Origin of the sequence: Xanthomarina sp. GH4-25 (genome assembly GCF_045363175.1) — a bacterium.
In the GTDB taxonomy this organism is placed as follows: domain Bacteria; phylum Bacteroidota; class Bacteroidia; order Flavobacteriales; family Flavobacteriaceae; genus Xanthomarina.
Genome location: NZ_JBJFLO010000006.1, coordinates 97355 through 123449, shown reverse-complemented (window position 1 = coordinate 123449; position 26095 = coordinate 97355). Strand labels below are relative to the sequence as shown.

23 protein-coding genes are annotated in these 26095 nt (G+C 32.3%); 7 read left to right on the top strand and 16 right to left on the bottom strand.

Features of this window, described 5'->3' with window-relative positions:
• Positions 1 to 64 precede the first annotated feature (64 nt).
• The 12 genes from ftsA to mraZ are packed head-to-tail and all read right to left on the bottom strand — an operon-like array spanning position 65 to position 13571.
• Positions 65 to 1384: a cell division protein FtsA gene (ftsA, locus tag ACI5KZ_RS10220; protein WP_109308543.1), complete on the bottom strand. Its 1320-nt coding sequence runs from the start codon at positions 1382 to 1384 to the stop codon at positions 65 to 67.
• Positions 1385 to 1387: 3 nt separating this feature from the next.
• Positions 1388 to 2080 (bottom strand): cell division protein FtsQ/DivIB, encoded by a 693-nt coding sequence (locus ACI5KZ_RS10215; RefSeq protein ID WP_406847583.1) that lies wholly within the window; start codon positions 2078 to 2080, stop codon positions 1388 to 1390.
• Positions 2081 to 2096: 16 nt separating this feature from the next.
• On the bottom strand, positions 2097 to 3452 hold the full coding sequence (gene murC / locus ACI5KZ_RS10210; protein ID WP_406847582.1) for a UDP-N-acetylmuramate--L-alanine ligase: 1356 nt from the start codon (positions 3450 to 3452) through the stop codon (positions 2097 to 2099).
• 7 nt (positions 3453 to 3459) lie between these two features.
• Complete coding sequence (gene murG, locus ACI5KZ_RS10205) at positions 3460 to 4563, bottom strand: undecaprenyldiphospho-muramoylpentapeptide beta-N-acetylglucosaminyltransferase (RefSeq protein ID WP_406847581.1); 1104 nt, start codon at positions 4561 to 4563, stop codon at positions 3460 to 3462.
• 17 nt (positions 4564 to 4580) lie between these two features.
• Positions 4581 to 5774: an FtsW/RodA/SpoVE family cell cycle protein gene (locus ACI5KZ_RS10200; RefSeq protein WP_109308539.1), complete on the bottom strand. Its 1194-nt coding sequence runs from the start codon at positions 5772 to 5774 to the stop codon at positions 4581 to 4583.
• Positions 5775 to 5802: 28 nt separating this feature from the next.
• Positions 5803 to 7140 carry a UDP-N-acetylmuramoyl-L-alanine--D-glutamate ligase gene (gene murD / locus ACI5KZ_RS10195; RefSeq protein ID WP_109308538.1) on the bottom strand — a complete coding sequence of 446 codons (1338 nt, stop codon included), beginning with the start codon at positions 7138 to 7140 and terminating at the stop codon, positions 5803 to 5805.
• Between the two features lie 46 nt (positions 7141 to 7186).
• Positions 7187 to 8428, bottom strand: coding sequence for a phospho-N-acetylmuramoyl-pentapeptide-transferase (gene mraY / locus ACI5KZ_RS10190; RefSeq protein WP_109308537.1), 1242 nt, complete (start codon positions 8426 to 8428; stop codon positions 7187 to 7189).
• Between the two features lies 1 nt (position 8429).
• Positions 8430 to 9893 (bottom strand): UDP-N-acetylmuramoyl-L-alanyl-D-glutamate--2,6-diaminopimelate ligase, encoded by a 1464-nt coding sequence (locus tag ACI5KZ_RS10185; RefSeq protein ID WP_406847580.1) that lies wholly within the window; start codon positions 9891 to 9893, stop codon positions 8430 to 8432.
• Positions 9890 to 11842, bottom strand: coding sequence for a penicillin-binding protein (locus ACI5KZ_RS10180; protein WP_109308535.1), 1953 nt, complete (start codon positions 11840 to 11842; stop codon positions 9890 to 9892). The genes ACI5KZ_RS10185 and ACI5KZ_RS10180 overlap by 4 nt, the downstream gene beginning before the upstream one ends.
• A 60-nt stretch (positions 11843 to 11902) precedes the next feature.
• Positions 11903 to 12220, bottom strand: coding sequence for an FtsL-like putative cell division protein (locus ACI5KZ_RS10175; RefSeq protein WP_109308534.1), 318 nt, complete (start codon positions 12218 to 12220; stop codon positions 11903 to 11905).
• The gene (rsmH, locus tag ACI5KZ_RS10170; protein WP_406847579.1) at positions 12221 to 13117 is read right to left on the bottom strand and encodes a 16S rRNA (cytosine(1402)-N(4))-methyltransferase RsmH; all 897 of its coding nucleotides are present in this window, start codon (positions 13115 to 13117) and stop codon (positions 12221 to 12223) included.
• Positions 13104 to 13571, bottom strand: a complete 468-nt coding sequence (gene mraZ / locus ACI5KZ_RS10165; RefSeq protein ID WP_109308532.1) for a division/cell wall cluster transcriptional repressor MraZ — start codon at positions 13569 to 13571, stop codon at positions 13104 to 13106. The genes rsmH and mraZ overlap by 14 nt, the downstream gene beginning before the upstream one ends.
• A 295-nt stretch (positions 13572 to 13866) precedes the next feature.
• Between mraZ and ACI5KZ_RS10160 the strand changes: the two genes are divergently transcribed.
• A complete protein-coding gene (locus ACI5KZ_RS10160) occupies positions 13867 to 14631 on the top strand; it encodes an alpha/beta fold hydrolase (RefSeq protein ID WP_109308531.1) in 765 nt (254 codons plus the stop codon).
• A gap of 48 nt (positions 14632 to 14679) precedes the next feature.
• Positions 14680 to 15285 (top strand): ribosome biogenesis GTP-binding protein YihA/YsxC, encoded by a 606-nt coding sequence (gene yihA, locus ACI5KZ_RS10155; RefSeq protein ID WP_109308530.1) that lies wholly within the window; start codon positions 14680 to 14682, stop codon positions 15283 to 15285.
• Here the strand turns inward: yihA and ACI5KZ_RS10150 are convergent.
• Positions 15282 to 16379: an ABC transporter permease gene (locus ACI5KZ_RS10150; protein WP_406847578.1), complete on the bottom strand. Its 1098-nt coding sequence runs from the start codon at positions 16377 to 16379 to the stop codon at positions 15282 to 15284. The two genes, yihA and ACI5KZ_RS10150, sit on opposite strands and share 4 nt — an antisense overlap.
• Before the next feature lie 6 nt (positions 16380 to 16385).
• The gene (locus ACI5KZ_RS10145; protein ID WP_109308528.1) at positions 16386 to 18596 is read right to left on the bottom strand and encodes a carboxy terminal-processing peptidase; all 2211 of its coding nucleotides are present in this window, start codon (positions 18594 to 18596) and stop codon (positions 16386 to 16388) included.
• A 228-nt stretch (positions 18597 to 18824) separates the two neighbouring features.
• On the opposite strand from ACI5KZ_RS10145, the gene surE reads away from it, so the two are divergent.
• The 5 genes from surE to ACI5KZ_RS10120 are packed head-to-tail and all read left to right on the top strand — an operon-like array spanning position 18825 to position 23634.
• Positions 18825 to 19613 carry a 5'/3'-nucleotidase SurE gene (gene surE, locus ACI5KZ_RS10140; protein ID WP_109308733.1) on the top strand — a complete coding sequence of 263 codons (789 nt, stop codon included), beginning with the start codon at positions 18825 to 18827 and terminating at the stop codon, positions 19611 to 19613.
• Between the two features lie 6 nt (positions 19614 to 19619).
• Positions 19620 to 19901: a hypothetical protein gene (locus ACI5KZ_RS10135; protein ID WP_109308527.1), complete on the top strand. Its 282-nt coding sequence runs from the start codon at positions 19620 to 19622 to the stop codon at positions 19899 to 19901.
• Between the two features lie 12 nt (positions 19902 to 19913).
• Entirely contained in the window at positions 19914 to 21029 is a 1116-nt protein-coding gene (gene lpxB / locus ACI5KZ_RS10130) for a lipid-A-disaccharide synthase (RefSeq protein ID WP_109308526.1), read from the top strand.
• 1 nt (position 21030) lies between these two features.
• The gene (locus ACI5KZ_RS10125; RefSeq protein ID WP_406847577.1) at positions 21031 to 21561 is read left to right on the top strand and encodes a C40 family peptidase; all 531 of its coding nucleotides are present in this window, start codon (positions 21031 to 21033) and stop codon (positions 21559 to 21561) included.
• A 21-nt stretch (positions 21562 to 21582) separates the two neighbouring features.
• Positions 21583 to 23634: a ComEC/Rec2 family competence protein gene (locus ACI5KZ_RS10120; protein WP_406847576.1), complete on the top strand. Its 2052-nt coding sequence runs from the start codon at positions 21583 to 21585 to the stop codon at positions 23632 to 23634.
• On the opposite strand, the gene ACI5KZ_RS10115 is transcribed toward ACI5KZ_RS10120, so the two are convergent.
• Both ACI5KZ_RS10115 and ACI5KZ_RS10110 read right to left on the bottom strand, forming a co-directional pair.
• Positions 23631 to 24176 carry a thioredoxin fold domain-containing protein gene (locus ACI5KZ_RS10115; protein WP_109308523.1) on the bottom strand — a complete coding sequence of 182 codons (546 nt, stop codon included), beginning with the start codon at positions 24174 to 24176 and terminating at the stop codon, positions 23631 to 23633. The two genes, ACI5KZ_RS10120 and ACI5KZ_RS10115, sit on opposite strands and share 4 nt — an antisense overlap.
• A gap of 119 nt (positions 24177 to 24295) precedes the next feature.
• Positions 24296 to 26080 carry a peptide MFS transporter gene (locus ACI5KZ_RS10110; protein WP_406847575.1) on the bottom strand — a complete coding sequence of 595 codons (1785 nt, stop codon included), beginning with the start codon at positions 26078 to 26080 and terminating at the stop codon, positions 24296 to 24298.
• Between the last annotated feature and the right edge of the window lie 15 nt (positions 26081 to 26095).

Here is a 26095-nt window from a genome sequence, read left to right as displayed (position 1 = left end):
TATTACTTTTTGCGATATTTAAAAATATCTTTTGGATTAATTCTATGTTTCTTTGCTTTTTAGACTACTCTGCGTTATCTAAAAAATCTTTTACGCGTTCTGTTAATTTATCTAAGAAAGAGCGTCTTTCTGGTTTTTGTTTTATTTCTTGCTCTTGTTCTTCTTCAAACTCATTTATGGTTTCTTCAATAATTTCTTCTTCAACTTTTTCGGCTCTTTTGCGCTCTTGCCTTTTTAAACCGTCCATCACCAAACCAACTGCTGTTGCATATAATGGGCTGGTTACCTCATCGTCGCTATCTCCAGCTAAATGCTCGTTTGGATACCCAATTCTAGTATCCATTCCAGTTATATATTCTACCAGTTGCTTTAAGTGTTTAAGTTGTGCGCCACCTCCTGTTAAAACAATTCCAGCTATGAGCTTCTTTTTTTGCTCTTCGTGTCCATAATTTTTTATCTCTACATAAACTTGTTCAACAATTTCTACGACTCTTGCATGAATTATTTTAGACAGATTTTTAAGTGTTATTTCTTTTGGATCTCTACCTCTTAAACCTGGAATAGATACAATTTCATTTTCTTTATTTTCACCTGGCCAGGCTGAACCAAACTTTATTTTTAATAATTCTGCTTGTTTTTCTATAATTGAACAACCTTCCTTGATATCTTCAGTGATTACATTTCCTCCAAAAGGAATCACTGCTGTATGACGAATAATACCATCTTTAAAGACGGCCAAATCGGTTGTTCCTCCACCTATATCAATAAGTGCCACACCTGCTTCTTTCTCTTCTTGACTTAAAACAGCATTAGCAGATGCTAATGGTTCAAGCGTTATACCTTCCAAGTTGAGTCCTGCACTTTTTATACAACGACCAACATTTCTAATTGAAGATACTTGCCCAACTACCACATGAAAATTAGCTTCTAGCCTACCTCCATACATACCTATTGGTTCTTTAATTTCGGCTTGACCATCCACCTTGTATTCTTGAGGTAATACATGAATAATTTCTTCACCTGGAAGCATCACCAATTTATGTACTTGATTTATTAATCGCTCAATATCTTCTTCATCAATAACCAATTCTGAATTAGGTCTAGTTATATAATCGCTATGTTGTAAACTTCTTATATGCTGACCTGCTATACCAACTGTAACATCTTCAATTTTACATTCTGAAGCTGCTTCAGCTTCTTGAGCAGCTAACTGAATAGATTGAATAGTTTGTGTAATATTATTCACCACACCACGATGTACTCCAAGACTTTTAGATTTTCCTATGCCTAAAATCTCAACTTTACCATATTCATTTTTACGACCAATCATGGCCACAATTTTTGTGGTTCCTATGTCTAATCCTACTGCTATATTGTTTTCCATAGTTTATTTTTTAGTACACACAACCTGACTTTCAAACTGTAAATTAACATTCACGTAGTTATTAAGTGATTTATCTTTTAAAGCTTTGTTATAAAACGCTTTTAGATTCATGATTTTTTTATCTAAATTTTTCAAACTTCCTAACTGTATTGTAAAAGGACACTGTCTAAACTTTAAAAAAAACGTCTTTTTTTCTGTTTGTTGAATTTCAATAACATGTTTTTTTAAAAAGGTATCCTCTTCTACTTTTTGAGCTATTTTAAAAACATCTTCCAAGTTATTTTTTTCAATTTGTCCAGTTACAAGTGGCACTCGTGCAGTATAATTTGATGACAAAGGCATATAACTTCCCTGATCATCGATATAATATGATGCATTTGTACGTACTCTTGCTATAGGTTTTTTTTGTTCAATATCGGCCGTAAGTGTCCCATTTACTGATAAATACACTTGAGCCGACTTAACCATTTGATTAGAATTCAGGGCAGCTTCTAAATCATTCAAATCTAAAGTTTCTTTAGGCTTATTTTTAACACTCTCTTTATTTTGTATTAACAATTTACTAACATTCTCATGTGTCAAGTAAAGGTTGTTATCTCCTTTAAAATTTATTACTGGATCAGACACTTTTCTAAACGTATTTTTTGTTGAGGAAAAGGCATATAAAAACACTACTAAAATTAGCAGTATCACCATTTTTATGTAATTCCAATTAACTTGCAACGCTTAAGGCTTTTTTTATTTGTTTGACTTCTTCTCCTATATCTCCGGCTCCAATTGTTAAAACAATCTGGGCTTGACTTTCTTTTATTTTTTCAATAATCTCTTTTTTACCGATTAGCTGTTTATACTTATTATTGATTTTTTCTAACAACCATTTTGAGGAGATTCCTTCAATAGGCAATTCTCTCGCGGGATAAATATCTAATAGCAACAATTCATCAAATTGCGACAAGCTTTTGGCAAAATCGTCTGCAAAATCTCTTGTTCTACTAAATAAATGCGGCTGAAAAATAGCTAACACTTTTTTTCTAGGATACATTTCGCGAACCGCTTGGTGGACCGCATTGATTTCTTCTGGATGATGAGCATAATCGTCTATATAGACCAACTCATCTGTCTTAATATGATAAGAAAATCTACGTTTAACTCCCTTGTAGGATGCTAAAGCTTTGGCGAGCTGCTGGTGAGGGCAACCATACTCTACAGCCATCGCCAAGGCTATTAATGCATTCGACAGATTATGTCTACCAGGTAGGTTAAATTGTAAATTTTCAAGTGTTGTTTTTGGAGTTTTTACATCAAAAACATAGACACCATGTTCTATTTTTATATTGTGAACTGAATAATCTGATTGATCTTCAATTCCATAAGTAATTCCTTTAATTGGTAAGCCATTTTTAATAAACAGCTTGCCATTTGTCTTGACTCGTTTTGAAAAATCTTCAAACGATTTAATTAATTCAGACGCATCACCATAAATATCTAAATGATCAGCATCCATGGATGTGATGCAAGCTATATCTGGAGAAAGTGTTAAAAATGACCTATCAAATTCGTCTGCTTCTACTACTGAAACTTCTGTTCCATTCAAAATTAAATTTGAATTGTAGTTTTCGCTAATACCGCCAAGAAAAGCTGTAACAGGAACATCACATTTATTTAATAAATGCCCTAAAATGCTTGTTGTGGTTGTTTTTCCATGTGTACCTGCAACTGCCAAGCAAAAGGTGTTTTCGGTTATAATTCCTAAAACTTCTGATCGTTTTAAAAGTCTAAAGCTTGGTTGGTTTTTAAAATAAACCAATTCCATATTGTTTTTTGGTATGGCTGGCGTGTATATAACTAAAGTAGTATCGTAATTAAAAAATGCATCAGGGATGTTTGAAACAGAATCGCTAAAATGCACTTGAATTCCAAGTGATTCTAAGCTATCTGTAATGTCTGTTTGGGTTTTATCGTATCCAGCAACACGCAGTTTTTTTGCATGGAAATATCTGGCTAAGGCACTCATACCAATACCACCAATTCCAATAAAATAAACATTATCTATGTTGTCTAAATTCATTTACAATTTACTTTTTTAATAGTTTTTCAACTTCGTCTGCAATTTGTTTTGTTGCATTTACTAAGGCTAATTTTTTGATATTTTCACTTAACTCATTTTGTTTCTCTATAGAAAGTAATAATTGTGAAAAATTATTTTGAAAATCTACTTCTAAATCGGCTTCCTTAATTAACAACGCTGCTTTTTCATTAACAATTGCCATGGCATTTTTAGTTTGATGGTCTTCGGCCACATTTGGTGAAGGAATAAAAATAACCGGTTTCCCAACGATACATAATTCTGAAACAGAACTTGCTCCTGCTCTTGAAATAATAACATCTGAAGCTGCATACGCAAAATCCATGTTGTTTATAAAGGCGTGCACCTGTACATGTTTTGTATTGTTATAGATTTTGTATTTATCGAAATACAGCTTTCCACACTGCCATATAACTTGAATGTTCAGGCTTAGAATAAAATCTAATTCTTTTTCTATTAATTCATTTATACGCCTAGCTCCCAAACTTCCACCTAAAACAAAAAGTGTTTTTTTATCTTTTTCAAGCGCGAAAACATTTTGAGCTTCATCTCTTTTAGAATCTATATCTAGCAGGCCTTGTCTAACAGGGTTTCCTGTTTTAATTATCTTATCTTCAGGAAAGAATCGCTCTAAACCACTATAAGCCACACAAATTTTACTGGCTTTTTTTGAAAGCAACTTATTTGTAATTCCCGGATACGAATTTTGTTCTTGAATTAAACTAGGAATGCCTTTTGAGGTAGCAACCTGCAATAATGGTCCACTAGCAAAACCACCAGTTCCAATAACCACATCTGGATTAAATCTATTGATAATTTTTCTTGCTTTATACAAACTACTTATTAATTTAAAAGGGAAACTTAAATTTTTTAAGGTTAATTCTCTCTGAATTCCCGAAATCCAAAGCCCTTCAATCTCATAACCAGCCTGAGGCACTTTGTCCATTTCCATTCGATCTTTAGCGCCAACAAATAAAAATTTGGCATCAGGAAAACGTTGTTTCAATTCATTGGCTATAGCAATGGCTGGATAGATGTGACCACCTGTTCCACCTCCTGATAAAATAATTTTATATGTTTTTTTCTCTGACACTTTTCTTTTTTCTTTTTTTAAATAGCCTCTGAAAGGATTTCCAACGGATTATCTTCTCTATCTTCTTGTTCTTTAATTTCTTCTCTTTTTGCACTGACGCTAAGTACAATACCCAATGCCAGACAAGTCATCCATATGGAGGTTCCTCCACTACTTATTAATGGTAAAGTTTGTCCTGTTACCGGAAATAACTCTACAGCAACTGCCATGTTTATTAAGGCTTGAAATACTATTGGCAACCCAACTCCCAACACTAATAACTTACCAAAAATAGTATCTGCTTTTTGCGATACAATAACAATTCTAAATAACAACCACAGATAAAAAACCATTAACACAAAACCACCTATTAAACCATATTCTTCAACTATGATAGCATATATAAAATCTGATGAAGATTGTGGCAGAAAATTCTTTTGAATACTTTTTCCAGGTCCAACGCCTTGAATACCACCAGAAGCAATAGCTATTTTAGCTCTTTCAATTTGATAATCTGCTTCTGTATCTCCACCATCAGAAAAATTTTCAATTCTACTCATCCAGGTATCAATTCTATTTGGCATAGCATCTGGAAAAGCCTTCGCAATTAAAACAAATAGCATTAAGGCCAAAATTCCAGTTCCAATAATAATGGCTAAATATTTTATTGGATAACCACCTAAAAACACTAACATAAGCACCATTACAAACATAATAGCAGCTGTTGAAAAATTTGCAGGTAGAATAAGAACTAAAACCAAGAAAACTGGTACCCAAAGTGGCAGGATTGATTCTTTGAATGTAATATCTTCATCTTTAATCTTAGACATGTAACGAGCTACAAAAACCATTAAAACAACAAATGCAAACGTAGAAGTTTGGAAAGACATGTTTACCAAAGGAATCTGAATCCATCTGCTGGCATTTGCTCCATCAATCGTTGTGCCTTGTAACATAGTAATTACTAACAATACTAAAACAACAGGTATTAAAACAATAGACAACCCTCTGAAATAACGATATGGAATTTTATGCACACCAAACATTATAGTAAAGCCTAAAAACAAATGCATTAGATGCTTTAAAAAGAAGGAAAAGGTATTTCCACTTTCTGCTATATAAGCCAAATTACTAGCAGCACTATAAACTGGAAGGAATGAGAAAATAGCTAGCAATGCAGCAATTGCCCATATTAATCGATCTCCTTTTATGTTATTAAATATGCTTTTCACCCTTTTAGGATTTTAACTCCAAATATTCTTATAAATTTCTTACTGCATCCTTAAATTGTCTTCCTCTATCTTCATAGTTTTCAAACAAATCGAAACTTGCACAAGCTGGAGATAACAAGACATTATCGCCTGCTTCGGCTAATTTATACGCGATTTTTACTGCTTCACTCATAAATTGAGTTTCAATAATAACATCAACCATAGTGCTAAAGTTTTCTAATAACTTTTCGTTATCCACACCAAGACAAATAATCGCTTTCACTTTCTCATTTACAAAAGGATATAATTCTTTATAATTATTCCCTTTATCCTGACCACCCACTATCCAAACAGTAGGTGCATCCATACTTTCTAATGCATAGTATGTTGCATTGACATTGGTTGCTTTAGAGTCGTTTATATATTGTACTTTATTAATCTTTAGTACATTTTCTAACCTGTGTTCTACACCATGAAAATTTTCTAAACTCTCTCTAATAGTCTGTTTTCTTATTCTTAATAGTTGAGCTACTGTTGAAGCAGCCATGGCATTTTTAATATTGTGATTTCCTTGTAATGCTAAATCCTTTGTAGGCATGTCTATTCTGTTGTTATCTATTGTTATTATTATCTTTTCTTTATCTAAATACGCACCATTTTCTATTTTCTTTATAAGTGAAAATGGCAATAATGTGGATTGAACTGAATGTTTTTCTAACCAATCTAATATTACTGGATCATCTGCATCATATATGAGATAATCTTCCTTTGTTTGATTTTCAGCAATTCTAAATTTTGAAGCGATATAGTTTTCAAATTCATAATTATATCTATCCAAATGATCTGGTGTGATATTAGTAATGACAGCTATATGTGGCTTAAAATCGGCAATATCATCTAACTGAAAACTGCTAATCTCCAAGACATAGTTTGGGTAATTATTTTCTAAAACCTGTTTTGCAAAACTGTCCCCAATATTACCAGCCAAACCAACTTCTAATTCTTGTTTAAGAATATGATGTGTTAAAGATGCTGTTGTGGTTTTACCATTACTTCCAGTAATTCCAACAAGTGTAGCCTTGGTGAATTTTGAAGCAAATTCAATTTCTGAAACTACCTGAATTTCCTTTTCCCGAATTTGTTTTACCAAAGGTGCTTTATCAGGAATTCCTGGACTCTTCATCACTAAATCGGCGTTTAGAATCTTTGATTCTGTATGGGTTTCATTTTCCCATTCAATCTCATTATGTATAAGAACTTCTTTATATTTTTCTTTAATTATTCCTTTGTCCGAAACAAAGACTTCAAAACCTTCTGCTTTTGCTAAAAGTGCTGTTCCTACACCACTTTCTCCTCCTCCTAATATGACTAATCTTTGTTTTTTCATTCTTTTATATTTTGAGATGCTTCGACAAGCTCAGCATAACAAAACTCTATCTAATCTTCAATGTAACAATGGAAATAATAGCCAATAGGATTCCTACAATCCAAAACCTTGTCACTATTTTACTTTCATGGTATCCTGATTTTTGATAATGATGATGCAAAGGCGACATTTTAAAAATACGTCTGCCTTCACCATATTTCTTTTTGGTGTATTTAAACCAACTTACCTGCATGACTACTGATAAATTCTCTGCTAAAAAAATACCACACAACACAGGAATAAGCCATTCTTTTCTAACTGCAACAGCTATAACCGCTATAATACCGCCAATTGTTAAACTTCCTGTATCTCCCATAAACACTTGCGCTGGATAAGTATTGTACCACAAAAACCCTATTAAAGCTCCTACAAAAGCAGCTATATAAATGGTGATTTCCTCTACTCTTGGTATGTACATGATGTTGAGATAATCTGAAAAAATGATGTTACCCGAAACCCAAGCAAAGATCCCAAGCGTTAACACAATTATGGCTGAAGTTCCTGCTGCAAGTCCATCTATACCATCTGTTAAATTGGCCCCATTTGAAACGGCTGTAATAATGAAAATAACGATTGGAATGAAAATAATCCAAGCGTATTTAGCCCATTCCGGATTGACCCATGAAATAATTTCAGCATAATCGAATTCATTAGACTTTACAAAAGGTATAGTTGTCTTTGTTGAACGTTCTTCATCTTGAAATAATTTTGAAGACTCCACTTTAGGGTTTGCAGCTAATATTTCCTGTTGTTGTGCTATAGGCAACTTTTCTTTTAATGTAACATCTGGATGAAAATATAAAGTGGTTCCAACAATAATCCCTAAACCAACTTGACCTAGCACTTTGAACTTTCCTTTTAATCCTTCCTTATCTTTTTTGAATTTTTTAATATAATCATCGATAAAACCTATAGTACCCATCCAAAGGGTTGTAACAATAAGCAGAATCACATAAATATTTTCCAACCTAGCGAGTAACAACACTGGTATAAGTGTTGCAAGAATAATAATAATTCCTCCCATAGTTGGAGTTCCTGCTTTTTCTACTTGACCCTCCAAACCAAGGTCTCTAATGGTTTCTCCTACTTGCTGTTTTTGTAAATATTTAATAATGCGTTTTCCGAATATGGTAGATATTAACAACGACAAAATAATTGCCATAGCAGCTCTAAAGGTTATATAACCAAAGAGTCTTGCTCCAGGAATTTGGAAATGCGTGTCTAAATATTCGAATAGGTAATACAGCATATTATTTTTGTAATTGTTTTAAAAATTCTTGTACTATTTTAAAATCGTCAAAATCAAATCTTTCGCCTTTAATTTCTTGATATGTTTCATGACCCTTACCTGCTATTAGAATGATATCGTTTGGGCTTGCCATCTGACAGGCAGTTTTTATGGCTTGTTTTCTATCGGTTATCGAAACAATTTTTTTAAAATTTTGAGGTTCAATACCTTTTTCAATATCATCTATAATGGTTTCCGGAATTTCATTTCTAGGGTTATCACTAGTAATAATCACTTTAGTACTTAAAGCCGAAGCAATATGCCCCATCTTTGGACGTTTAGTTTTATCTCTATTGCCACCACAACCAAAAACAGTAATTAACTCTTCATTTTTAGTTCGAATACTATTAATGGTTTCCAATACATTTTTTAATGCATCTGGTGTATGCGCATAATCTACAATGGCCGTTATTTTTTCATCTGATATGAGATATTGAAATCTTCCAGCTACACTTTCTAATTCACTAATAATTCTTAAGTTTTCAACCTTTTCTAAACCTAATAATTCAGCAGTAGCATAAATAGCTAAGACGTTATATGCATTGAAATTCCCAATTAATCTAGTCCAGACTTCGCTTTCATTTATTTTAAGCAACAAGCCATTTAATTGGTTTTCTAAAATTTGAGCTCGATAATCGGCATACCCTTTTAGTGCATATGTTAACTTCTTCGCTTTGGTATTTTGAAGCATCATCAAGCCATTTTTATCATCAACATTTACCAATGCAAATGCTGAAGTCGGCAACTTATCGAAAAACGATTTTTTTACATCTCTATATTCAGCAAACGTATCGTGATAATCTAAATGATCGTGAGATAGGTTGGTAAAAATACCTCCTTCAAATTGCAAGCCTTCAGTTCTATTTTGATGAATGCCATGAGAGCTTACTTCCATAAAACAGAAGTCAACACCTTCATCATTCATTTCCTTTAAATACTTATTTATAGTTAAAGAATCTGGCGTGGTATGCGTTGCCTTGTATTCTTTATTATCCACCATAATTTTTACAGTTGATAATAATCCAACTTTAAATCCTGCCTTTTTAAATAACTGGTATAGCAATGAGGCAATTGTGGTTTTTCCATTCGTACCAGTTACCCCAACAAGCTTTAAGTTTTCGGAAGGATTCTTATAAAAGTTTGAAGCCATAATAGCCAAAGCTCTTGAAGCACTATCTACTTCAACATAAGTAATTCCTTCTTGTATATTCTGTGGAAGCTTTTCGCAAATAATGCCAACTGCTCCTTGATTGATAGCTGTATCGATAAACTCATGTCCATTAGAAACAGTTCCCTTGATGGCTACAAAAACATCGTTTATAGAAATGCTTCTAGAATCGAAATTGATATTTTTAACAGACACACTTGTGCTCCCAACAACAGCATTGAGGTTTACTTTATATAATATGTCTTTTAGTGTCATCATGAGGCCTGAATAACAATTGTTTGATTCTTCTTAACTTTTAATCCTTTATCTAAAGATTGAGACTTTACGATTCCAATTCCTTGGATTTGCACTTTCAATCCCATGTTTTCTAAAAGTGCAAGCGCATCCATTAAAGGCAATCCAATTACATTTGGCATAATGGTTTTATATGTTTGAGCTGTTGAATAATAACTATCAAACTCTTTTTCTGCCTCTATATCTTTGACATTTAGTGAGTTTACCTCGTCAATTATTGGGGTGTCGGTAAATATTTTTTGTGCGATACGTTTAAAGACTGGACCAGAAACATCTGCTCCATAATATCCTTTTTTTGTACTTGGCTTATGAATGATAACAATGCAAGAATATTTCGGATTCTCAGCTGGAAAATAACCAGCAAAAGACGACACATATCTTGGGTTTTTATCCCAATCTTCCATCCAATACTCAGTTTGAGCTGTTCCTGTTTTTCCTGCCATAGAAAAATATGGCGAATACAAAGATTTTCCTGTACCACGAACAACCACATTCTTAAGAATCTCTTGCATTTCCTTGATGGTTTTATCGGAGCATATTTTATTGTTAATTATCGTTCTTTCGAAAGTTTCAATTTGTTTATTTAACTCTCTTACTTCTTTAATGAATTTAGGTTTTACCATAACACCATTATTTGCAATGGCATTATAGAATGTTAAAGTCTGTAATGGTGTTATATCTAAATTATAGCCATAAGACATAGAAGGCAAGGCATTTTTACTCCATTTTGGATGACCAGGCTCATATATTTTAGGCTTTCCTTCTCCTAAAATTGGTAAGCCTAATGGTTTATCTAAATTCCAGCTTTTTAAACGGTTAAGAAACTTTTCCGGATTTTTAGAATATGCTTCATCAATAATTGTTGCCAATCCAATATTTGAAGACACTTCTAAAGCTCTAGCAACTGAAATTTTTCCATAACCACCATGCTTAGAATCTCTAATTTTTCGTCCGTAAAAAGTTTTTACTCCATTTTTAGTGTCTACAACCGTTGATGTATCTACTAATTTATCTTCTAAAACTGCCATTAAAGCCATAACCTTGAAGGTAGAACCAGGTTCGTGAGACTCACCAACAGCGTAATTCAATTTCTCGTAATAAGACCCTTTTTCTGTTCTGCCTAAATTTGAAATTGCTCGAATCTCACCAGTAGCCACTTCCATAACAACCACGCAACCATGTTCAGCTTCGTAATATTCTAATTGTTGCAACAAGGCATTATGCGCGATGTCTTGAATATTAACGCTTATTGTTGTATATAAATCGTATCCATCTTGTGGCTCCACTTGGTTATAGTCTGCAATGGGTTTCCATTGTCCATTACCAATTTTCTGTTTTAACCTCAAACCATCTGTACCTCGAAGATATTTAACACCAAAGGCACCATCAATTCCAGGCCTTGTAACATTTCCTGCTTCATCAAAGCGCTCGTAACCAATAGTGCGTTCTGCCACACCTCCCATTGGATGTTCTCTTTTTGTGGTCTGTTCTACAATCAATCCCCCTTTATAAGCTCCAAGATTTAATAATGGGAAATTTCTAATTCTTATATAATCTGAATATCCAATATCTCTTGCTAAGAGATAGTATCTGTTTTTATTTACTCTGGCTTTTCTAATTTCTTTTTGATAATATGAAGATGGTTTTTTCGAAAATTTTGAAAGTGAATCTGATAATGGTTTCAAATATTTTTCAAAAGTTGCAGAACTTGGTGTTATAGCATCTATTCGAATATCGTATTTAGGAATGGACGTTGCTAGTAAATTCCCATTAATAGAGTACACATTACCTCTATTTGCTGGGATAACTACATTTTTAATAGTTCGTTCTTCGGCCAATTCTCTATACTTATCACCTTGAACAAACTGAATACTCAAAAGTTTAAACACAACTGCTAGAGCGAAGATGAACATACATCCTGCTAAAAAATACAATCGGTTTAATATGTTCTTCTCGTTTACTGCCAAGCTGAACTAATTTTGAGGTTTAACTTTAATTTTTGTTGGTGGAATCTCCGATATGGCTAAGCCTTTTTCTTTCATTTTCAATTCTACCATTGATTCTTTTTTGAGCTCCATGAGCTTTTTTCTTCCATCTACAAATGCCGATCGCAATTCTTTTGCTTCATTATTCAATCTGGCTATTTCATGTACTTTTTTATCTGCACTATGCGAACTAGCTATCATAATTAACGCCAATGAAGAAACAAATAGAATCATACGCCAGTTTTTAAATGCATCATCATTAACTAGGAATGTTCCCTTTAATATATTTAGAATCCCTTTCTTCATTTATAATTTTTCAGCAATTCTTAACTTGGCACTTCGTGCTCTATTATTTATTTTTATTTCTTCTTTACTTGGAACCACCAATCCTCCTACTTTTTTTAATGGCACTTCAAAATTTCCAAAAACATCTCTTTCTGGTTCTCCTTCAAATAAGCCATTCCTAATAAATCGTTTTACCAATCTATCTTCTAAAGAGTGATATGAAATAACACTTAATCGACCATCTTTATTTAACAAATCTGGTGTTTGCAACAAAAGCTCTTTTAACGCTTCAATCTCTTGATTTACTTCTATTCTGATAGCTTGATATATTTGTGCCAACACTTTATTTTCGTGTTTTGGTGGCAAAAATTTCTTTAGAATACCTTTTAACTGTTCACTGGTTTTAATTGGTTCAACAGCTCTATTTGAAATTATTAAACTTGCCATTGCCGGAGCAGATCTTAATTCGCCATACTGCATCAAAACATCTTTAAGTTGCTCTTCACTATATTCATTAACTACATGATAAGCTGAAAGCTTGCTTTGTTGATTCATTCGCATATCTAAATCGGCTTCAAACCTCGTTGAAAAACCTCTCTCTGCAACATCAAATTGATGTGAAGACACACCAAAATCAGCTAAAATGCCATCCACTTTTTTAACACCATAAAACCTCAAAAACCTTTTAATAAATCTGAAGTTTTCATGGATTAAGGTGAAACGCTCATCGTCAATTTTATTTTCAAGCGCATCAGCATCTTGATCGAAAGCAAAGAGTCTTCCTTTCTCCCCAAGTCTTTTCAAGATCTCTCTACTATGGCCTCCACCTCCAAAGGTGACATCTACATAGACACCATCTCTAACGATGTTCAAACCATCAACGGTTTCTTTTAATAAAACTGGATTATGATATTCCATGCTCGTCATCTTGTCCCATAACTTCTTCAGCTAAATCTGCAAAATCACCAGTAGCGTCATCAATAGCTTGTTCATACCTGTCTTTATCCCATATCTCAACAATATTAATTGCAGATGAAACCACAATCTCTTTTGAAATACCTGCAAAAGCCACTAAATCTTTTGGAACCAATAAACGACCAGTAGCATCAACTTCTACAACTTTTACTCCAGCTGTAAAACGTCGGATGAAATCGTTATTCTTTTTCTTAAACCTGTTAAGCTTATTGATGTTTTGCATTAAAGCCTCCCATTCAGCCATTGGATACAATTCTAAACATGGCTGAAAAACAGCTCGTTTTAAAACAAACCCATTTTGTAAAACAGGAGCCAATTGCTTTTTTAATGCAGCAGGAAGCATAAGCCTTCCTTTAGCATCTACTTTACATTCGTATGTTCCTATTAATGAGTTCAAAGGGTTCCGTTATCAATTTTGTGTTTAAGATTCAAATATATTGAAAAATATACCACATTTTACCACATTCTACCACTTTGTTGATAAATTTTCGATTAACAGCATGATTTATTCGGTATTACCTGAAATTATATTTTTTTAGAGCCTCAAAATTAACAGGTTACACTTTTAAAGAAATCTAATCAACAGCTTGTTAATATCTCATTTATAAGACATTTGAATCCCATAAAATTTATATGGATATATTATGAATGATTTACCTATATTTGTTTTTATTGTAAAGACTTACTACTTAATGGCGCATAGATTAAAAACGGAAAAAGATTTTAGATATATTGAAGTTGGAGAAGGAACACCAATTATTGTGTTACATGGATTAATGGGAGGATTAAGTAATTTTGAATCTGTTACCAAACACTTCAGCGCAATAGGCTATAAAGTAATTATTCCTGAATTACCAATCTACACAATGTCTTTACTAAAAACCAATGTTAAAAGTTTTGCTAAATATTTACATGAATTCATTGAGTTTAAAGGCTTCGATGATGTTATATTATTAGGGAATTCTTTAGGAGGACATATTGGTTTATATTACACAAAACAATATCCAAAAAAGGTAAAAGCCTTAATAATTACTGGAAGTTCTGGTTTGTACGAAAGTGCAATGGGTGGCGGTTACACTAAGAGAAGTGATTACGAAGTAATAAAAAAGAAAGCTCAAGACGTATTTTACGATCCCGAAGTTGCAACTAAAGAAATTGTTGATGAAGTTTATGAAACAGTAAATGATAGAAACAAACTTATAAAAACCTTAGCCATTGCTAAAAGTGCCATAAGACACAACATGGCTAAAGACTTACCAAAAATGAAGACTCCTACTTGTATTATTTGGGGGAAAAACGATTCTGTGACACCACCAGATGTCGCTGAAGAATTCAATGAGCTTCTACCAGATTCCGAATTGTTCTGGATAGATAAATGTGGGCATGCTGCTATGATGGAACACCCAGATGAGTTTAATAAAATTTTAGAAAGTTGGCTTAAGAAAAGAAACTTCTAAAAAAGAAAAACGTTAAAGAAGATCTTTTCAATTTCACAGAACATTATTATGGAAATAAAATCGGCAGAATTTGTAATGAGCAATTCTGATGTTGCTAAATGTCCAAAAAATCTTATTCCTGAATATGCGTTTATTGGTAGAAGTAATGTCGGGAAATCGTCATTAATCAATATGCTAACAAGCAGAAAAAGTCTTGCAAAAACTTCCGGTAGACCAGGAAAAACTCAACTTATAAATCATTTCTTAATAAATAAAACCTGGTATTTAGTCGATTTACCTGGTTATGGTTATGCCAAAGTTTCGAAGAGTGCTAAAAAGACATTTCAAAAATTTATTACTCAATATTTTAATTTGCGAGAGCAATTAGTTTCTGCTTTTGTTTTAGTAGATATTAGACACCAACCTCAACCAATCGATTTAGAATTCATGCAATGGTTGGGTGAAAACGGAATTCCATTCTCTATTATTTTCACTAAAGCCGATAAGCTGAGACCTAAAGCTATTGAAAATCATGTTGAAGATTATAAAAATATTCTTTTAGAAACTTGGGAAGAAATGCCTAAATATTTTATTACCTCATCTTCAAAAGACATAGGGAAAGAGGCTGTTTTAAAATATATTGATGATTTAAATAACAACATGAAGCTTGACTAACTGCTTTTCACATCTAACGCATCTCGCAGCGCATTACCAATTAACATAAAAGCCATAACCAAACTCATAATACAAAATCCTGGAATTAAAGCTAGATAAGGCTTCCCTAAAATAATGTAGTTGTAATGGTCTTTAATCATAGCTCCCCAACTAGCCATTGGAGGTTGTGCACCAATACCTAAAAAACTCAAACCACTCTCAATTAAAATAGCAGCAGCAAAATTAGCTGCAGAAATAACAATAACGGGAGCCATAATATTTGGCAGAATGTGTTTGGTAATAATTCTAAAATCGTTAAAACCCAAAGCTCTTGCTGCTGTTACATATTGCATTTCTTTCACGCTAATAATTTGTCCTCTTACCACTCTTGCAACTTCAACCCACATGGTTAATCCAACTGCAATAAACACTTGCCAGAACCCCTTACCTAAAGCTAAAGTAATGGCTATAACTAGCAATAAGGTTGGAATAGACCAGGTTACATTTATTATCCACATAATAAAGGCATCTACCTTTCCACCAAAATAGCCTGCAATACTTCCCATAAAAATGCCAATAACTAACGATATAAAAACAGCCACAAAACCAATAAAAAAAGAAATTCTGGCACCAACTAAAACTCTACTCAATAAATCGCGACCATATTTATCTGTACCAAAAAGAAAAGTCTTGTTTTGAATTAAAGCATCAATCTGTTCTGAATTAAAATTGGTTAAGACCAATTCTTTTTCAGCACCTTCAAGACCATCTGAAGCATATTCTTTATAAAACAGCTTATTATCTAGAAGCTGATATGATGAAATTGGTATTTCTGTTTCTGTGTTTTTTTTACCAAAAAATAATTTGTCAAAAAAAATTTGATTGTTTTCAATAGAAGAAGGCAAAATTAACATTTGCGTTTTAAATCCTGGTTTTTTAGAATGGATTGACAAATGCATCTGATTGGCATATTGTGAATTATCTGGAGCAAATGCATAAGCAAAAACAGAAATAACACCTACTAAAACAATAAACCAAAAGCTAAAAACGCCCCAAAAATCATGTTTAAATTTCTGGAGCGCTAATTGACTTAATGAGCTTGAATTTTGACTCATTTATTATTAATCTTTAACTGTAGAGGCTACTTTTTTAATTGAATAAGACATTTTTAAATCTTCAAGAACATTTATGGCTTCTTCAACATATACATCTTGACTTAAACTTTTATGCCATCTATCTCTTTTTTCTTTTAAGATTGTATCTGTTTTAAAAATCTCTTCTTCGTAAGGTAAAGACACAAAAGTTAAATTGGTTTGGTAATCAGAAATTTTATCAAATCGTTTAGACTCTTCTTCATTAAGGTCTAATTGTGCTTTATATTTTTGGTAATTTAAAGAATGTATATTTTCGTCCATTCTTGCTTTTATCCATTTAGCATTTTCCCCAATTAGCTTCAATTGTTCGTTATCATTCATTCTTTTTGTACTGTTTGCAATTGTTTCGTTATAATCGAAATACCCATCCCAGAATTTAAAATCCACAGCACTAATTTTATCCCATGGCAGTGGATTTCTTTGATCTTTTTCGCCAATATCGATAAAACTGTATCTATCTAAAACAACGACATCACTCTTGACACCTTCCAACTGTGTTGAACCACCATTAATTCTATAAAATTTTTGAGTGGTTAATTTTAAAGCTCCTAAATCACCATCTTTATTATTTCGAACCATATTATTCAAATCTAAAAAGGTTTGAACAGTACCTTTTCCATAGGTTTGCTTACTACCAATTACAATAGCTCGTTTATAATCTTGCATTGCAGCTGCTAAAATTTCGGATGCTGAAGCTGACAATTCATTGACCATAATTACTAATGGACCATCCCAAACAATGGACTTATCTTTATCTTCTAACACTTCTTTTGGTTCGCCTGTAGCTCTAACTTGCACCACAGGACCTTCTTTTATAAACATTCCAGCAATATCTACTACAACTGGAAGTGAACCTCCACCATTATTTCTAAGATCTAAAACAAGGCCTTCCATACCTTCTGCTTTTAAACGTTCTATCTCTTTTTTAATATCTGATGCTGCATTTCTACTTTTATAATCTTCAAAATCTACATAAAATTTAGGGAGATTTATAACTCCAAAACGTCTATCGTCTTTAACAACCATAGATGTTTTAGCATATGTTTCTTCTATTTCAACTACGTCTCTAGTTATGCTAATATCTTTTATTGTACCATCTACTTTCTTAACGGTAAGCACAACTACTGTTCCTTTTGGGCCTTTAATAAGTTTTATAGCATCGTCTAGACGCATTCCAACTATATTTACAGGTTCGTCTTCTTTTTCTTGACGCACTTTCATGATAATATCTCCAACCTCTAACTCATTTCCTCTCCAGGCTGGACCACCAGAAATTAGCTCAACAATCTTCGTATTATCCATTCGTTTTGACAAACGAGCTCCAATACCTTCCAGTTTTCCAGATATTTGTTGATTGAAGTTTTCTTTGTCTTCAGGTGCAAAATAACTTGTGTGTGGATCAAATTCTCCAACAACGGCATTTACATACATTGAAAACCAGTCTTTTCTCACTAAATCGTCAATATAGTCGTTATAGTATAAATTGATAGATTTTAGCGTTTCTGCACGTGCTTCTTCTTCAATTTGAACAGGTGTTTTCTTTTCTACTTTTGCTTTTTGTTTTTTGGTTTCTTCATTATTTAAAGTATCATCATCCAAATTTTCATTATCTACTGTTTCATATAAGTTGTTATCGGCTTTTGCTTTTTCTTGCTCAACCATTAAAGCATCATAATTCACTAAATTCGAGAATTTAAGTTGTTGTCTCCAACGATCTTTCATTTGTTTTTTACTTTTAACATACCCAATGCTTTCGTAGTCGGAATTAAATTCTTCATCCAAAGAATAATCGAATGGTATTTCTAACACTTCCTTATAAATAGCTTTAGACTCTTCAATTCTTTGTACTAGTCTTTCATGAGTTAAATTAAAGAATGAAATATCATATGCTTTTAATTGATCGTCCAGTTGAAATTTGAATTTTTCAAATTCATCTATATCCGATTTATAAAAATATCTTTTTAATGGATCTAATTGATCTAAATATTCTGCATAAACTTCAGCAGAAAAATCATCATTTAAATCTTTTGGGTCGAAATGTCCTCGCTGAAGCACGTAAGTAATTACCTGAATTAGTAATTTATCTTTATCGGGATCTTCAAAAGTTTTAGTAGTAAAACTGCAAGATGCAAACGCTAACAGAAGCACTAACATTAAAATTTTATAATTCCTTTTCATAAATCTTATCATATTTATTTATCAATGTATTGTAGAAGTAATTTGATTTGGGCTATAATAATACATAAAACGTAACTACAATTCAAAAAGTATGTCTATTATTTTACTAAATTAAAGAAAAAACTATGCCAATAATATCAATTGGTACTAATTTTTTGTTAAACCAGATAAAATAATGTGTTACGTAGGAAATTATGTATTTTAGCAATGTTAATTCAATTTTTATTTATGGTTAAGAAACCACTTATTTTAGTAACAAACGATGATGGTATTACAGCGCCTGGTATTAGAGCCTTAATTGAAGTCATGCTTGAGATTGGAGATGTTGTTGTAGTTGCGCCTGACAGCCCTCAAAGTGGTATGGGACATGCTATTACCATTAATTCGATGTTACATTTAGAACGTGTTTTTATTGATAAAGGCGAGCAATTAGAATATAGTTGTTCTGGAACACCAGCAGATTGTGTTAAACTTGCTGTTAGGGAGATTCTAGACAGAAAACCTGATTTGTGTGTTTCGGGAATTAATCATGGATCTAATTCTTCTATAAACGTAATTTATTCTGGAACCATGAGTGCTGCTTTAGAAGCTGGTATTGAAGGTATTCCTGCTATTGGGTTTTCTCTATTAGATTATAATTACAATGCTAATTTTGAGGCCACAAAAAAATATGTAAAAAGTATTGCAATAAATGCATTAGAAAATGGTATTCCTGATAATGTTGTATTAAACGTCAATTTTCCTAAGTTACCTAAAGAAGCTATTAAAGGTGTTAAAATATGCCGACAAGCAAAAGCCAATTGGGTAGAAGAATTTGATAAACGCCAATCACCACAAGGAAAAGATTATTATTGGCTTACTGGTAAGTTTGTAAATTTAGACAATGGAGAGGACACTGATGAATGGGCTTTAGAACATGGTTATATTTCTGTGGTTCCAGTGCAATTCGATCTAACGGCACATCATGCAATATCAAACTTAAACACTTGGAATTTTAACGATACTGAAATAAATTAAGCTTAAATGAAAAAAGAAATACTAATAGGATTTATAATTGGACTTGTTGCAAATACTATAGGGCTTTATTTCGCGGCTTTAGCTTTTGGAAATGGTAACGATTTTTTTACCGTTTTAAGGTCTGCCTCTTCAGAAGGCATTCTAGGAAAACTAATTAGTCTAGGTGCCATATTAAATCTTGCAGTCTTTTTTATTTTTATAAAAAAGAAACAAGATTATCGAGCAAGAGGTGTACTTTTAGCTACAGTAATTATTGCTATTTCAACTTTTGTGTTTAAATTTATCTAGAAAAACGGCTATATGAAATACTACATTATTGCTGGAGAAGCCTCTGGAGACCTACATGGCTCCAACCTCATGAAAGCCTTACTCAAAGAAGATGTTAATACAACATTTAGATTTTGGGGTGGAGATTTAATGAGTGAGGTAAGCAATACTTTAGTTAAACATTATCGAGACCTAGCTTTTATGGGTTTTGCTGAGGTTATTATGAATTTAAGAACAATAGCCAACAACTTATCTTTTTGCAAAAAAGATATTAAAGCATTCAATCCAGACGTAATTATTTTTATTGATTATCCAGGTTTTAATCTTCGAATAGCCAAATGGGCAAAACAAAATGGATACAAAACACAGTATTATATTTCACCACAGATTTGGGCATGGAAGGAAAGTAGGATTAAATCCATAAAGAGAGATGTCGATAAAATGTATGTTATTCTTCCATTTGAAAAAGATTTCTACGAAAAAAAACATAACTATCCTGTGGAATTTGTTGGTCATCCAACGATTGACGCTATAGCCAATAGGACACAAATAAACGAATACACATTTCGGGCAGATTACGAATTAAACGAAAAACCCATTATTGCCATTTTACCTGGTAGTCGTAAGCAAGAAATAAAAAAAATGCTTTCAGTAATGTTATCTATAACTAAAAGCTATCCTAATTACCAATTTGTTATTGCTGGCGCGCCAAGTCAGGATTACAGTTTTTACAAGCAATTTATCAAGAATACCAATGTTCGTTTTATATCTAATAAAACTTACGATTTATTGTCTGTTTCAACAGCTGCTTTAGTGACTTCTGGAACTGCCACTTTAGAAACTGCTTTATTTAAAGTTCCACAAGTAGTTTGTTATAAAGGCAATTGGATTTCTTATCAGATAGGTAAACGGGTGGTTAATTTAGAATACATTTCTTTAGTGAATTTAATAATGAACAAAAAAGTGGTAACTGAACTCATTCAAAATGAATTCACTGAAAGTAACTTAAAAAAAGAACTAGACAACATTCTTGATCCTTATAACCGTGCCACACTTTTTTTAGAATATTATGACCTTGAAAAGAAATTAGGAGGTAAAGGAGCCAGTGATAAAACAGCTAAATTAATTTACAATTCCATTAAAAACTAACATGCGTAAAATTACCTACTTATTAATTCTTATATTAACCATTTCGGCCTGTAAATCAACAAAAAACACTAAAAGCAACAGTCGAAAAAGCACAAAAACGACAACGATTACAAAGAGTTCAAACAACCATAGAAACTCTACAGATAATTCCACCATAGAGAATATTATTACTACTGCCGAAAAATATAATGGTGTTCGTTATAAGTATGGGGGAACTACAAAAAAAGGCATGGATTGCTCTGGACTTATAACCACTGCTTATAGTAGTGAGAACATCTCGCTACCAAGAACCACTGGAGATTTAGCAACAACTGGGAATTGGGTAGATGTAAAAGAAGTCCAAAAAGGCGATTTATTATTTTTTGCAACAAAGAAAAACAGTCGATCAATTAACCATGTTGGTTTGGTTACTGAAGCCAGGTCTGGTTATGTAGAATTTATTCATTCAACAACTAGCAAAGGCGTGATAACCTCAAGATTATCAGAGAAGTACTGGTACTTTGCTTTTGTACAAGCACGCAGAATATTGTAAGATTTTCACTATCTTACTTATGTGAAACTACTTGATTTTGTTATTATTAAGCTAACCATCTGTTTGGTTATAGGCATCTTATTGTCTCATTATTTTCCTATTTCTCTATTTCATGCTAGTGTAATAACTATTGTTTTATTCTGTGCTTTAGCCATCGCATACATTATTTCAAAACCTCTTTATAAAAAAAACATATGGTTTGGTTGTATTGCATTTTTGACTATGATTTCTTTAGGAATTTTAATTGCAAACATTCACGATCATAGAAATTATAAAAGCCATTATACACATCTAAAAAGTTTTTATAACGATTCTACATCTTACATGACATTAAGGATTACGGACCCCTTAAAATCAAATATCTATAATGATAAATATGTGGTTGAAGTTTTAAAAATTGATAGCATCAAGACATCTGGATTGGCACTATTGAACATTAAAATCGATTCTGTTTCAAAACCATTACAAGTTGATGACCTATTCATTATTAACGCGAAATTTTATCCGTTACTTAATCCTTTAAACCCAAATCAATTTAATTACAAGGCGTTTCTTGAAAACAAAAACATTTATTCAAAACTATTTACAGATTATCAGTCTCTATATATTGTCAGTCATTCAAAACAAACCATTTTTGGTTTTGCTGATGCCATAAGATCTAAAATAAATCAGAAACTAAAAAACTATACCTTTACCACAAACCAGCTTGCTATTATTAATGCGCTTTTATTAGGCCAGAGAAAGGAAATAAGTGATGAGATTTACGACGATTACAAGAAAGCTGGAGCGATACACATTCTTGCAGTTTCGGGTTTACATGTTGGTATTATTTTACTTTTTTTAAACCTGTTGTTTAAACCCCTTGAATTAGTAAAACATGGTCATATTTATAAAATCGTCCTTATTATTATCTGTCTTTGGAGTTTTGCAATAATTGCAGGATTATCTGCATCGGTTTCTAGAGCAGCAACCATGTTTACTTTTGTTGCTGTTGGCATGAATTATAAGCGCCCATTAAACACTCTTAATACATTAGCGTGTTCTGCCTTTATATTACTTCTTATTCGACCTAGCTTTGTCTTCGATGTTGGTTTTCAATTAAGCTACTTTGCAGTAATTGGTATTGTTACTTTTTATCCATTTTTTTATCGCCTTTTTAAGCCCAAATATTGGGTTGTTGATAAGCTTTGGCAAGCTTTAGTTGTTTCTGTTGTTGCACAATTTGGCATACTACCTATTAGTTTATTTTATTTTCATCAGTTTCCAGGGCTATTTCTATTATCTAATGTAATTGTTATTCCTGTTCTTGGAATTATTTTAGGATATGGTTTAATTGTTATCGGAATGGCGTTACTTAATATATTACCTGATTTTATAGCTTCAATATATGGTAATATTATTAGTTGGATGAATGATTTTTTTAAATGGATTGCCCAACAAGAAGCTTTTTACTTTAAAGACATTTCATTTAATCTCATTGAAGTTTTTGTCAGCTATCTGTTCATAATAGCCTTTTATCAGTTTTATAAAATTAAATCATTTAAGCATGTTGTCTATGTTTTGTTAGCCATAATTTTATTTCAAAATATCCAGATTTTTACCAAGTATCAGGAACAATCGAAAAACAGGTTCGTAATATTTCAAAAAAACAGGCAATCACTAATTGGAATTCAAGAGGGCAAATCATTACTTCTCAATCATAACATACCAAATTTTAATAAAACATCAGATTATGTTATTTCAAATTTTGTAACAGAAAACAATATTTCAACTATTATTGAAGACTCCATGAAATCCTTATATAAAATAAATAAGGAGTACATTTTAACTATTGACAGCCTAGGGGTTTATAAAGTAAGAAGGTTAAAACCTGATATTATTTTACTTAGAAATTCACCAAAAATAAATTTAATTCGGGTGATAGATAGCTTAAAACCCAAACGAATCATTGCAGATGGTAGCAATTACAAATCATACACAAATCGATGGGAAGCAACTTGTCAAAAACTAAAAGTCTCTTTTCATAGTACATATAAAAAGGGGGCTTTTGTTATAAATTATAATTCAAATTAATTTGAAAACTCCGGTTTAAAGGCACTGTAATAAGCAGAAAAGTCTTCTTGTGTTTTCATATTAACATGTGCATTTTCATTAAACAATTTTAAGTACACTTCTATTTGTTGGGGTGTTTTATAACCTATAACAGGAGATAAAAGCTCACCTTTTTCATCTAAATAAATAATAGTTGGATAGGATCTTACACTAAAATATGCTGCTAATTGATGAGGCGAATTACGTCTATTGGCATTTGCAGGGTTGTAACTAGGGTTTGTAAATGTGTTTCCTTTAAACTTAATAGTCTCATTGCCTTCTGCATTAAATTTTACTGCATAATAATGTTTATTTACATAATCTGCTACATCTTTATTTCTAAAGGTGTTTTTGTCTAACATTTTACAAGGCCCACACCAATTAGTATAAGCATCAATCATAATTTTTCTAGGTTCTTTTTTCTGAAGAGCCATAGCATCTTCTAAACTAACCCAGTTAATTTCTTGTGCATTAACATTTACAATAAATAATAAAATGGCTAAAACGGATAATATTTTTTTCATAGTAATATATAATTTCAAACTTAGTAATTAAGTTTAGTAGGTTTTCAAAAACTGTTCCTAAAATATAAAAAACACTCCTAATATGGAGTGTTTTCTATTAATTTTAACGAAAAATTCGATTAACGAACGTTATGCATTAACTTTTTAAGTAAGGGATTTAATACAATTGAAATAACACCAACCCCAATTGGAATTAATGTAAATATTAAAAAGAACGTCCCAAGCGAGTATTGTTCGGAAATTTTATCAATCATTCCTCCCATAGTTCCAGCTGCTTTTTGACCAACTGCAATGGCAAGATACCAGACACCAAACATAAAACCAATCATTCTAGCTGGCACTAATTTACTTAAATAAGATAAGCCTACTGGAGAAATACACAATTCTCCCATGGTGTGAAGTAAATAAGCTAATATTAAAAAGATAATACTTACTGAAGCTGTTTGAGCACCAGATGGTATGTCGGAGGCTCCATAGGACAGAATCGCAAAGCCTAATCCTAATAAAATTAGACCAATACCATATTTCATAGCTGCACTTGGATTGTATTTACTTTCCCACCATCTTGAAAATAATGGAGCCAAAGTAATAATAAAAAACGAATTTAAAATTCCAAACCAAGTAGCTTCTATTTCATTTCCTTCTTGAGAAAATTTATCTATTAATCTAAAAATGACTAGAAACCATAAGCCTGCAAAAGCTATGGCCAAAATAATATTAGACATCCCAATTCTTGAAAAAGTCTTTTTAGCTAATAACCAAAGTACCCAGGTAATAATCATTAGTGGGACTGTAGTTAATAAAGCATCTACGACCTTAAATATTAAGGCTGAATTACCAACCAAGGTTCTATCTGTATAATCTCTTGCAAATAACGTCATAGAACCAAGGGATTGTTCAAAAAATGCAAAGAAAAACACAGTAAACACACCAAAGATTGAAACAGCAATAATCCGATCTCTAACTATAGGTAAATATCTAGAAATTCTTGTTACCAATAAGATTAAAAACAAAGCTAAAGCACAAAGAACCACAAAATTAGAACCACTTAAAGAACCTACTTGAAATGGCACCAAACTAGAGCCATCAATTTTTTCTAAAGGATCATTAAACAAATATATTAATCCACCTACAGACGATAATACTACCAATATTTTATCGAACATGGTAAATGGGTTCAGTTTTTCATCAACAGCTGCATCTTCTTGTTCTTTAGGGGCATCTTCGTTAATATTCTGAGGAATTTCTACGACATGTTTTATCGAAGGTTTTCCTCCAACATTACCAAATAAATCTTTTGCTAACCAAAATTGCAACATTCCCAAAAACATAAAAATACCAGCCAAACCAAAGCCCCAAGACCATCCGTAATTTTCAGCTAAATAACCACAAAGCATCATTCCGAAGAAAGCCCCTGCATTCACTCCCATATAAAAAATGGTATAAGCGCCATCTTTTTTTGACTCTTTACCTTTATACATTTCTGAAATAATCGAGGTAATATTTGGTTTAAAAAATCCAGTTCCAACAACCAACAAGGCTAAACCAATATAAAAAGTCATCGTGGTTTCTAAAGCCATTGAAACATGTCCTAAAGTCATAATCAAACAACCAATAACCACAGCTACACGATAGCCTGTTATTTTATCTGCAACCCAACCACCCACAATAGGTGTTAGGTATAGTAACGATGCGTAGGTTCCAATTAATGCTAAGGCATGTTCTCTTGGCCAATCCCAACCTGGATTATCACTTAAAATTGGAGCTGTTAAAAATAACACCAATAAAATACGCATTCCATAAAATGAAAAACGCTCCCACATTTCAGTAAAAAACAACACAAATAGACCAGCTGGATGACCAATTACCTTGTCTTTAAATAGATTTTCAACATCTGTATTCATATATAATTAATTTAG